This is a genomic window from Klebsiella sp. V115_8 (genome assembly GCF_029967715.1).
GTDB classification, from domain to species: Bacteria; Pseudomonadota; Gammaproteobacteria; order Enterobacterales; family Enterobacteriaceae; genus Klebsiella; species Klebsiella quasipneumoniae.
On record NZ_JASCAR010000044.1, the window covers coordinates 15,356 to 26,930 of the forward strand.

The following is an 11,575-nucleotide window of genomic DNA, read 5'->3' on the forward strand; positions in this document are numbered from 1 at the left end:
TCCTTTTTTAATGTGATTGACGGGTCAGTGCCCTGGTGCTTGATGACACTGTATTCACAATCGCGCCACAGAGATAGCGCAATATATCGAATCCTATGTTCAGATTTTTTGAACAAGGCATGGATGACACAGATGTGGTACTCTAAGGCAATACTTCAAAAGAGATTTTCCCGGCAGAGCTCTGCCCGATAACGCTATGACAGAACAACAAAAAATCACCTTCCCCCAGCTTTATCAACAGCTCGACGGCCTGATGCTGCGCGACAAAACGCGCTTTGCCCGCCGTCTGCACGGCGTGAAGAAGGTTAAAAATCCTGAATCGCAACAGGCCATCCTCCAGGAGATGGCGCAGGAGATAAGCCAGGCAGCCGGTAAAGTCCTGCTGCGCGAAGCGGCGCGACCGGCCATCACCTATCCGGAAAACCTGCCGGTTAGCCAGAAAAAACAAGAAATTCTCGAGGCGGTACGCGATCACCAGGTGGTGATTGTCGCCGGGGAGACCGGTTCGGGTAAAACCACCCAGCTGCCAAAAATCTGCATGGAGCTGGGCCGCGGGCTGAAAGGGCTGATCGGCCATACCCAGCCGCGTCGTCTGGCCGCGCGAACCGTCGCCAACCGTATCGCCGAGGAGCTGCAAACGGAGCCGGGCGGTTGTATCGGCTATAAGGTCCGCTTTAGCGATCACGTCAGCGAAAACACCATGGTCAAGCTGATGACCGACGGTATTCTGCTGGCGGAGATCCAGCAGGATCGCCTGCTGATGCAGTATGACACCATCATTATCGATGAAGCGCACGAGCGCAGCCTGAACATCGACTTCCTGCTCGGCTACCTGAAAGAGCTGCTGCCGCGCCGTCCTGACCTGAAAATCATCATCACCTCGGCGACCATCGACCCGGAACGTTTCTCAAAGCATTTCAATAATGCGCCGATTATCGAAGTCTCCGGGCGGACTTACCCGGTGGAAGTGCGCTACCGGCCGATAGTGGAAGAGGCGGACGATACCGAGCGCGATCAGCTGCAGGCGATCTTTGATGCCGTCGACGAGCTGGGGCGCGAAGGGCCGGGGGATATTCTGATCTTTATGAGCGGCGAGCGGGAGATTCGCGATACCGCCGATGCGCTGAATAAGCTGGATCTGCGCCATACCGAAGTGCTGCCGCTGTACGCTCGCTTGTCCAACAGCGAGCAGAACCGCGTCTTCCAGCCGCACAGCGGACGGCGCATCGTGCTGGCGACCAACGTGGCGGAAACCTCGCTGACCGTGCCGGGCATCAAGTACGTTATCGATCCCGGTACCGCGCGTATCAGCCGCTACAGCTACCGCACCAAGGTGCAGCGCCTGCCGATCGAGCCGGTTTCCCAGGCCTCCGCCAACCAGCGTAAAGGCCGCTGCGGCCGCGTCTCGGAAGGGATCTGTATTCGTCTTTATTCAGAAGACGATTTCCTGTCGCGCCCGGAATTTACCGACCCGGAAATTCTGCGCACCAACCTGGCGTCGGTCATCCTGCAGATGACCGCCCTGGGCTTAGGCGATATCGCCGCCTTCCCGTTCGTTGAAGCGCCGGATAAGCGCAACATTCAGGACGGCGTGCGCCTGCTGGAAGAGCTGGGCGCGATCACCACCGATGAGCAGGCCACCGCCTATAAGCTAACGCCGATGGGCCGCCAGCTCAGCCAGCTGCCGGTGGACCCGCGCCTGGCGCGGATGGTGCTGGAGGCCCAGAAGCACGGCTGCGTGCGGGAAGCGATGATCATCACCTCCGCGCTGTCGATTCAGGATCCGCGCGAGCGGCCGATGGATAAGCAGCAGGCCTCCGACGAGAAGCACCGCCGCTTTCACGATAAAGAGTCTGATTTCCTCGCCTTCGTCAATCTGTGGAACTACCTCGGCGAGCAGCAGAAGGCGCTGTCGTCGAATCAGTTCCGCCGCCAGTGCCGGGTCGATTTTCTGAACTATCTGCGCGTGCGCGAGTGGCAGGATATCTACACCCAGCTGCGTCAGGTGGTGAAAGAGCTTGGCCTGCCGATCAACAGCGAACCGGCGGAATACCGCGAGATCCATACTGCGCTGCTGACCGGTCTGCTGTCGCACATCGGCATGAAGGATGCCGATAAACAGGAGTTTACCGGCGCGCGTAACGCCCGCTTCTCCATCTTCCCGGGGTCCGGTCTGTTTAAAAAGCCGCCGAAGTGGACGATGGTGGCGGAACTGGTGGAAACCAGCCGGCTGTGGGGCCGCATTGCCGCCCGCATTGAGCCGGAGTGGGTGGAGCCGGTCGCGCAGCACCTGATCAAACGCTCATACAGTGAGCCGCACTGGGAGCGGGCGCAGGGCGCGGTGATGGCGACGGAAAAGGTCACCGTCTATGGCCTGCCGATCGTTGGCGCACGTAAGGTCAACTACAGCCAGATCGATCCGGCGCTGTGCCGCGAGCTGTTTATCCGCCACGCGCTGGTGGAGGGCGACTGGCAAACGCGCCACGCCTTCTTCCGGGAGAACCTGAAGCTGCGGGCGGAAATCGAAGAGCTGGAGCATAAGTCGCGCCGCCGTGACATTCTGGTGGATGACGAGACCCTGTTCGAATTCTACGACCAGCGCATCAGCCACGACGTCATCTCCGCCCGGCATTTTGACGCCTGGTGGAAGCAGGCCAGCCGCGACACCCCGGATCTGCTCAACTTTGAGAAGAGCATGCTGATTAAGGAAGGGGCGGAGCAGGTCAGCAAACTGGACTATCCGAACTTCTGGCACCAGGGCAATCTGAAGCTGCGTCTGACCTATCAGTTCGAGCCGGGCGCCGACGCCGACGGCGTGACGGTGCATATTCCGCTGCCGCTGCTTAATCAGGTGGAGGAGGCCGGGTTTGAATGGCAGATCCCCGGTCTGCGCCGGGAGCTGATTATCGCCCTGATAAAATCGCTGCCGAAGCCGGTGCGGCGCAATTTCGTCCCGGCGCCCAACTATGCGGAAGCGTTTCTTGGCCGGGCGACGCCGCTGGAGCTGCCGCTGCTCGACTCCCTCGAGCGCGAACTGCGGCGGATGACCGGCGTGACCATCGACCGCGAAGCCTGGCAGTGGGATCAGGTGCCCGATCACCTGAAAATCACTTTCCGGGTGGTGGACGACAAAAACAAGAAGCTGCAGGAAGGGCGCTCGCTGCAGGCGCTGAAAGAGGCGCTGAAGGGCAAAGTTCAGGAGACGCTGTCGGCGGTCGCTGATGACGGCATCGAGCAGAGCGGGCTGCATATCTGGAGCTTTGGCACCCTGGCGGAGAGTTACGAACAGAAGCGCGGCAACTATAAGGTGAAAGCCTGGCCGGCGCTGGTGGACGAGCGCGACAGCGTGGCGATCAAGCTGTTTGATAATCCACAGGAACAGCAGCAGGCCATGTGGCGCGGTCTGCGTCGCCTGCTGCTGCTTAACATTCCGTCGCCGATTAAGTATCTGCACGAGAAGCTGCCGAACAAAGCCAAGCTCGGGCTCTATTTTAACCCGTACGGCAAAGTGCTGGATCTGATTGACGACTGCATCTCCTGCGGCGTTGATAAGCTTATCGACGAGGCGGGCGGGCCGGTGTGGACGGAAGAGGGCTTTAGCCAGCTGCATGATAAAGTTCGCGCCGAGCTCAACGAGACGGTCGTGGAGATCGCCAAACAGGTCGAGCAGATCCTCACCGCGGTGTTCAATATCAACAAACGGCTGAAAGGCCGGGTGGATATGACCATGGCGCTGGGGCTGTCGGACATCAAAGCGCAGATGGCGGGGCTGGTTTACCGCGGCTTTGTCACCGGCAATGGCTTCCGTCGTCTTGGCGATACGCTGCGCTATCTGCAGGCGATTGAAAAGCGTCTGGAGAAGATGGCTATCGATCCGCACCGCGACCGCGCGCAGATGCTGAAAATCGAGAGCGTGCAGCAGGCGTGGCAGCAGTGGCTGAATAAGCTGCCGCCGAACCGCCGTGAGGACGACGATGTCCGGGAGATCCGCTGGATGATCGAGGAGCTGCGGGTGAGCTTCTTCGCCCAGCAGCTGGGGACCCCGTACCCTATCTCGGACAAACGCGTGCTGCAGGCGATGGAGCAGATTACGCCGTAACCTGGCCGGTTGTCCCCGGTGGCGCTGCGCTTACCGGGGCGACGGGCCAGGCGTCCACGCTTAAGCGTTGACCCACGCCAGGGTAAAGCCGTCCCAGCCTTTCGTGCCCACGGTTTGCAGCGCCGTTGCCGTCAACCGTGGCTCGGCGCCCATCATCTCAATGAACTGACGCACGCCCTGAACGCGCTCGTCGGCGCTCTGTGGGTTGACCACTTCGCCGTCGCGTACCACGTTATCGCCAATAATTAAGGTTCCCGGGCGGGAATAACGCAGCGCCCAGCGCAGATAATGGGGGTTATTCGGCTTATCGGCATCGATGAAGATCAGGTCGAAAGCGGGACATTCGCCAAGCGCCTCCAGGGACTGTAGCGCGGGCCCCTCCCGCAGCGTGACCCGCTGGTCAACACCCGCCAGCTGCAGATTCTCCCGCGCCACGCGGGCATGATGCGCGTCGGCCTCCAGGGTGAGGAGTTGGCCGTCGGCAGGAAGCTCGCGCGCCATCCAGATGGTGCTATAGCCGCCGAGGGTGCCGATCTCCAGGATCCGCTTAGCCTGGGTAAGCCGTACCAGCAAGGCGAGAAACTGACCCTGATTGGCGGCGACATCGTGTGCCGGGAGCCCGGCACGATGGTTGTTTTCCAGTACCCGATCGAGCATAGGATCGCTGGGAATTAAGGCCTCAATCAAATAATTGTCTACTGCAGACCACTGTTGTTGCATATGACGCTTCCCCATTTAGCTCCCTGATGAGTCAGACCAGCCGCCTCCCAGCGCCCGGTATAGATCGATCTGCGCCAGCAGCAGGTTATTCTTCACCTGTACCACGCTAAGCTGGGTGGAGAACAGCGTTCGCTGGGCATCAAGCACATCCAGATACGAAGAGTAGCCGTTACGGTAGCGGTTCTGCGCAATGCGCAATGTTTCTTCCGCCACCGCCTCCTGCCCCTGCAGTTCGGTCAGCTGTTCGCCGTAGCGGCTAATGGCGTCCAGGCTGTCATTAACCTCTTTAAACGCGCCGCGCACCGTTTTCTCATAGCTGTACAGCGCCTGGTTGCGCTGGGCCATCGAGACATCCACCTGGGCATTTAACGCCTGGCGGTTAAGCAGCGGCGCCAGGATGCTACCGCCAATGCTCCAGAGTCGCAGCGGGTTGTCCAGCAGATCCGGCAGCGTCCGGTCCTGCAGGCTGCCGGTGGCGGTCAGGTTGATAGACGGCAGCAGCTGCGCCTGGGACGAGGCCAGGGTGGCATCGGCGGCGACCAGCTGACGCTGGGCCTGTACGATATCCGGGCGGCGGTTGAGCAAGGTGGACGGCAGCTGCGAGGGCAGACGCAGCGGGGTGAGCCCGGCGAATTCGCCGCGTTTTATCGCGCCGGGGTTGTCCCCCAGCAGCACGCTGAGGGCGTTTTCCTGCTGCGCAATCTGGTGCTGCAGCGGCGGGAGCTGCGCCCGCGTGGAGCGCAGCTCCGAATCTGCCTGCATCAGCTCAAGGCGCGAGGTATACCCGGTTTCATACTGACGTTTGGCCAGGCGCCAGGCGTCTTCCCGCGCCTGGAGCGTCTGCTGCGTGACCCGCAGTTGCTCATCCAGCGACAGCAGCGTCACATAGCCCACGGCCACCGAGGCGGCGACGCTCAAATTGGCCGCGTCGGCAGCGGCTTTCTGCGCCTCGAGGCTGGCCCCGGCGGCGCTGGCCGCGCTGCGGTTCGCGCCCCAGATATCGACATCATAGCTGGCGGTCAGGCCGCCTTTGTACAGCGTGCTGTGGATCGGCAGGCCGGTGGCGGCGGACTGCGCGCGGGCGCGGGTGCCGGTCAGGCTGGCATCCAGCGAGGGGAAAAGACTGCTGTCGGCGGCATACGCCCGCGCCTGATACTCATTCACCCGCTCGCGGGCGATCAGCACATCGCTGTTATAGCGCAGCGCCCGGTCGACATACTGATTCAGCGCGCTGTCATGAAAATTGCGCCACCATACGCCTTCCACCGGGCTGGCAGGGCCAACGTCGGCCCGCCAGGCGGCAGGGATGGCGAGCGTCGGCTGGGCGCGCTGCACATCGGCGGACTGACAGCCGACCAGCGCCAGGACGATGGCAAGGGTGACCGGGCGGATCATGGCTGCTTCTCCGCGCGGGTATCAATGGTCACCTGCACCGACATGCCGGGGCGCAGGCGCTCGCTGTTGCGTTGCCCCTCGTTAACCGTGATGCGCACCGGGATGCGCTGGGCGATCTTGACGAAGTTGCCGGTGGCGTTGTCCGGCGAAATGGCGCTGAACTCCACCCCGGTCGCCGGGGAGATACTCTGCACCTTGCCGTGGAAGGTCTCGCCGTTGAGCGCGTCAACGGTGAAGGTAACCGGCTGGCCGATACGCACATCGGCCAGCTGGGTCTCTTTCAGGTTGGCGATCACCCAGTGCTGCGGCGGCACCAGCGAAGTCAGATGGGTTCCGGCGCTGACGTAAGCGCCAAGGCGCACCGAAATCTGCCCCAGCTGGCCGCCGGTGGGGGCGATGATCTGCGTATTCTGCAGGTCAATCTGCGCCAGCTCGAGGGCGGCTTTGGCGCTGGCCACGTCGGCCTCCAGTGAATCGCGATTGACGATGGTCGATTCGCGGTCCTGGCGCGACATCTCCAGCGCCGCTTTCGCCTGTTCAATATCCGCTGCTCCCTGGGCGGCGCTGGCGCGGGCGGAATCCCGCTCGCGGATCGACAGCGATCCATCGGCGGTCAGCTCCTGCACCCGTTTTAAATCAGCCTGGATTTTCAGATTCTGCGCGCGGGCGTTCTGCAGCGCGGCTTCATTTTTGGCGATTGTCGCCTCGGCGCTCTTGCGCTGCTGCAGGTTGTTGCGCAGCGCCGCCTCCTTCATCGCCAGGGTGGCCTGGGCCTGGTGCACCCGCTGCTTATAGATGCGATCGTCTATCTGGAACAGCACCTCGCCCGGCTGAACGATGGCGAAATCCTTGACGTTGACGGCAGTGATGTAGCCGTTGACCTGCGGACTGATAAAGGTGGTCTGCCCGCGCACGTAGGCGTTGTCGGTAAACTGGCTATGGCGGGTGAACGGCGGCAGTTGCCAGGCATAGAGGATCACCAGTACGCCGACGAAGCCTATCGCCGCGGCGGTAAAAATGGAGACCACGCGAATGTTGTTCCGGGTGTTGGCCTGTTGTTTGGCCGCATCCTGCTGACTCATAACGACTCCAGAGATGAAATGATGATAATTATTTGCTGCCGGTGGCGCGTTTTAAGGCGATACGGGCGGTCAGTCGTAAGCGAATTAAGCGCCAGAAAACCCACACTAACGTCCCGGCGGAGATCGCCGCCGTCAGCAGATAGGTGTCATTCCAGGCGAGAATATTGGCCTGCAGCGTCGCGGCGTTTTGCAGCAGGGTGGTGGCCTGGACGTTAAGCAGCGTGCTGTCGCCAATCTGGCTCTGGTACATCTGGCTGTACTGCTGCAGCCGCTCGACGATCAGCGGGTTGAGCGTGGTGATCTGGTCCGCCAGCTGGCTGGAGTGAAATTTCTCCCGCCAGGTCTGGAAGGTGCCGAGTATCGCCGACCCCAGCAGACCGCCGATGTTCTGGCTCATGCCGAACAGCACCGAGAAGCTCACCAGGTTGCGCGGATCGGCGAACACCCCGCCAATGCCGGCGAGCATCGCCGGCGCCAGAAAGAAGGCGCTGCCGAAGCCAAGCAAAAACTGGCTGAACATCAGCTGTTCCGGACGGGTGAGGGCGTTAGACTGGCTGTCGAGCAGCGAGGCCACCATGATCAGCGCCAGGGCGGTGGCGGTCGGCCAGTAGAGCTTCTGCGGGTTAAGCGTCAGGCAGCTGGCGATGATCCCGCACAGAATGCCGGCGAAAATTGACCACGCAAGGTTGGTCATCTGTTCGTTTTGCAGGCCAACGTACTGCAGCCAGCCGATCACCCCAGTATTCTGCTCCGCCAGCACGATGCGGATCAGCAGCATAATCAGACCGAGGCGCAGGATACTGCCGCTGGAGAGCCATTTGGTATTGAGCAGGGGATTGCTGCGGTTATGCTCAAAGGCGATGGCGGCGACGATCAGCACCACCGCCGCGGCCAGCGACCAGCCGATCCACGGCGCTTCGAACCACCACTCGAGCCGCCCCAGCGAGAGCACCGCGCAGACCAGCGCCATGCCGGGGGCCAGCAGGAAGAAGGTAATAAAATCCTTCTTCTCGAACACCTTTTTACGATCGCTCGGCGGCAGCTTGAGGGCGATGACGCAGGCCAGCGACACCAGCGCCAGCCCCAGCTCAAAGAAGTAGAGCCCGCGCCATTCATCGATCTGCAGCAGCTCGGTGGAAAAGAGGCGCGCCAGCGGAATGGCCAGCGACGAGCCGGTGATACCGATAGTCAGCCCTTTCAGGCGGTGGCGGGCGGGCCAGGCCTGCACCTGATAGTAGATCCCCAGCGAGCTGAGCGCCGCGGCCACCATGCCGTGGGCGGCGCGGACCATCATCGCCGAGCTGAGATCGTTGACGAACAGGTGGAAGAAGGTGACCAGCACATAGAGCACCAGAAAGCCTTCGGTAAAGGCGCGCAGCCCGAACTGCTGACGAAATTTCACCAGCAGCAGGTTAATGGAGACGTTGGTCATGACATACACCGCCGGTAGCCAGGCGATCTCCGTCGACCAGGCGGCGAAGGTGCCCTGCAGCAGCTGCAGATTGGCGGTGACCACCGCGTTGCCCAGCGCGCCGGTGAGGCACACCAGCAGTCCGACCACCCCGTAGGCCAGGCGCTTCGCCGGGCTGTGCAGCGGCGTCGATGGCGAGCCGAGCAGGGCCGGTTTTTCATGCGGCGCCCAGTCATGAGGGACGTAGGGGTTACTCTGGCGACGGGGCATTATTTCTTCTCCACTTCGCGCAACAGCTTTTCCAGCACCCGCTGAGTTTGTTCCCGCTCCTGCGGCGTGATCGCCGTCAGGATCTCTTCACGCAGATCGTCCGCCACCGTTTTGACCTGCTCGAAGAGGGCCTGCCCCTGGTCGGTGACCACCAGCAGCCGCTTGCGTTTATCGCGGTCGGTGGTGACGCGCTCCACCAGGCCGAGGGCCACCAGGCGGTTGATCAGCGGCACAATGGTCGGGCTCTCCACTCCCAGCTCCTGCGCCAGTTCGCTTTGCGACAGCGGCTGGTGGTGGCGGGCGATGGCGGCGACCGCCACCCAGCTGGCCTGGCTGAGACCGAGGTTTTTCAGCCGACGATTAACCGCCAGCCGCCAGTGATGGGCGGTCAGATATAAAAGATGGGAGAAGTTAAGCTGTCGATGGTCCATAGGTCGTCTGCCAAAATCGTTAGAGCTCTAACGAGTTTATGTCTGACAACCGGCGGAATTCAAGGGAAAGGATAAAAAATGGTTAACGGTGTGTGCGTTTATTGTGGCGACAGGAGGATACCCCCTCAGGCCATTTACTCATGGAGGATGCTCTTATTCTGCGCCATCACCCAGGTGATAAAAGCGCGCAGGGGCGCGGGAATATGTTTGCGACTCGGATAGTAGACGCAGAAATGATCCGCCGGGTAGCGGTAGCTGGGTAATAAGCGGACCAGGCTGCCGGCGTTCAGTTGCGCGGACACCAGCGACTGATAGACGAAGGCGATCCCCAGCCCGCTCTCCGCCGCCTGGATCATCGCCGTATCGGAATCGACGACCAGATCGCCCTTGACGGCGACTTCGCCTGGCTCGCCGTCGGGGCTGATAAATTCCCACCGGTACTTTTCGCCGCTGGGAAAACAGCGGTTGATGCAGCGGAAATTGACCAGCGATTGCGGGGTGTCGGGCGCTCCGGCCTCGTGGAGATAGTCCGGGCTGGCCACCGGGATCAGCGACAGCTTCTCGCCAAAGGGGATGGCAATCATATCTTTGGGCACGTCCCGGGAATAGCGAATGCCAGCGTCAAAACCGGACTCGATAATATTCACTTTCCGATCGGTGGTAAACAGCTCCAGCGTCACGTCAGGATAGGCGGTTTTAAAAGCAATAAAATAGCGCTGAAAGAAAAGGTCGAGAACTATGCGCGGTAAATTGACTTTCACCACCCCTTCCGGGGTCAGACGGTGATAATTCAGACTGTCGACCACCCGGCGATAATCATTCACCACCGGCGTCATATTATTAAGAAATTCCTCACCCACCGCGGTTAAAGACAAACTGCGCGTCGAACGATTGAGCAGGCGCACGCCTAATTTTTCTTCCAGATGATTAATAGCGCTGGTGAGGGCCGGCGGTGAAAGATTTAATGCTCTGGCAGCTTGCCGAAAACTGCCATGTTTCACTATGAGTATTAATATTTCAATTTGTTGCAAATCAGGCAACGTTTTCATTGTTAATTTCCAGCTAACACCGCGTTCGGAATAGATTAATTGTTATCAATGTAAAAGGGAAGTATATATTTAATAACATTCAGCACGTAAGGAAAATAAGGTGAAAACACGTTATCTCGGAAAAGAGAAGTTCCAGGTTTCCGCATTGGGTCTCGGGTGTATGGGAATGAGTTTCGCCTATGGCGGCGCTGAGGAGTCGCAGGCGATAAATACCATCCATGCCGCAGTGGACATGGGGGTGACCTTCCTGGATTCCGCCGAAGTGTATGGGCCTTTTGACAATGAAGTCCTTGTTGGGAAAGCGATTAAAGGCATCCGCGATAAGGTGCAAATTGCCACCAAATTTGGCTTTCGTATTCTGCCGACCGGCCAGGGGCTGGAGCGGATGGCCGGCGTCGACAGCCGTCCGGAACATATTCGTGAGGCGGTGGAAGGGTCGCTGAAGCGGCTGAATATCGAGACCATCGATCTGCTCTATCAGCACCGCGTCGATCCCGCGGTGCCGGTGGAAGAGGTGGTGGGCACCATGGCCGACCTGGTTAAAGAGGGTAAAATTCGCCACATCGGGCTGTCGGAAGTGTCAGCCCAGACGCTGCGCCGGGCCTGCAAGGTGCATCCGATCGCCGCGGTGCAGACGGAATACTCGCTATGGACCCGTGAGCCGGAGGGCGGCATCCTCAAGGCCTGCCGCGAGCTGGGCGTGGGCTTTGTCCCTTACAGTCCGCTGGGCCGCGGCTTCCTGACGGGCCAGATCACCGACCCCGGCGTCTTCGCAGCCGATGATTTTCGTCGCAATCTGCCGCGCTTCCAGGCCGAAACCATGCGCAAAAACCAGCAACTGCTCGACCGTCTGCAGCAGGTCGCCAGCCGCTACGAGGCCACCCTGGCGCAGATGGCCCTCGCCTGGGTGATGAGCAAAGGGGAAGATATCGTGCCGATCCCCGGGGCGCGAAAAATGAACCATCTGCGCGATAATGCCGCTGCGGCCGATATTATGCTCTCCCCTGAGGATATTCTCGCCATCGATCATATTTTCGCTCCCGAAAACGTCGCCGGATTACGCTATAACCAGGGCGACTTTAATTTAATCGATAAATAATCTCCTGAATACGCTCCTC

8 protein-coding genes are annotated in these 11,575 nt (G+C 60.5%); 2 read left to right on the forward strand and 6 right to left on the reverse strand.

The genetic code is table 11. From position 1 onward, the window contains the following. Positions 1-196: 196 nt before the first annotated feature. Positions 197-4,099: an ATP-dependent RNA helicase HrpA gene (gene hrpA, locus QLG03_RS21520; protein WP_255987428.1), complete on the forward strand. Its 3,903-nt coding sequence runs from the start codon at positions 197-199 to the stop codon at positions 4,097-4,099. A gap of 60 nt (positions 4,100-4,159) precedes the next feature. On the opposite strand, the gene QLG03_RS21525 is transcribed toward hrpA, so the two are convergent. The 6 genes from QLG03_RS21525 to QLG03_RS21550 form a co-directional block, all read right to left on the reverse strand. Next, entirely contained in the window at positions 4,160-4,834 is a 675-nt protein-coding gene (locus QLG03_RS21525) for an O-methyltransferase (protein ID WP_072199069.1), read from the reverse strand. Continuing rightward, on the reverse strand, positions 4,835-6,214 hold the full coding sequence (locus QLG03_RS21530; RefSeq protein ID WP_110237613.1) for an efflux transporter outer membrane subunit: 1,380 nt from the start codon (positions 6,212-6,214) through the stop codon (positions 4,835-4,837). After that, entirely contained in the window at positions 6,211-7,296 is a 1,086-nt protein-coding gene (locus QLG03_RS21535; RefSeq protein ID WP_023289467.1) for an HlyD family secretion protein, read from the reverse strand. Before QLG03_RS21535 ends, QLG03_RS21530 begins: the two co-directional genes overlap by 4 nt. Positions 7,297-7,324: 28 nt before the next feature. Continuing rightward, a complete protein-coding gene (locus QLG03_RS21540; RefSeq protein ID WP_032452666.1) occupies positions 7,325-8,977 on the reverse strand; it encodes an MFS transporter in 1,653 nt (550 codons plus the stop codon). Continuing rightward, entirely contained in the window at positions 8,977-9,408 is a 432-nt protein-coding gene (locus QLG03_RS21545; protein ID WP_023289469.1) for a MarR family transcriptional regulator, read from the reverse strand. The genes QLG03_RS21540 and QLG03_RS21545 overlap by 1 nt, the downstream gene beginning before the upstream one ends. A gap of 134 nt (positions 9,409-9,542) precedes the next feature. Next, the gene (locus QLG03_RS21550) at positions 9,543-10,457 is read right to left on the reverse strand and encodes a LysR family transcriptional regulator (protein WP_023289470.1); all 915 of its coding nucleotides are present in this window, start codon (positions 10,455-10,457) and stop codon (positions 9,543-9,545) included. Between the two features lie 100 nt (positions 10,458-10,557). Here QLG03_RS21550 and QLG03_RS21555 point away from each other — a divergent pair, with 100 nt between their 5' ends. Then, complete coding sequence (locus tag QLG03_RS21555) at positions 10,558-11,556, forward strand: aldo/keto reductase (RefSeq protein ID WP_023289471.1); 999 nt, start codon at positions 10,558-10,560, stop codon at positions 11,554-11,556. The last annotated feature ends 19 nt before the right edge of the window (positions 11,557-11,575 follow it).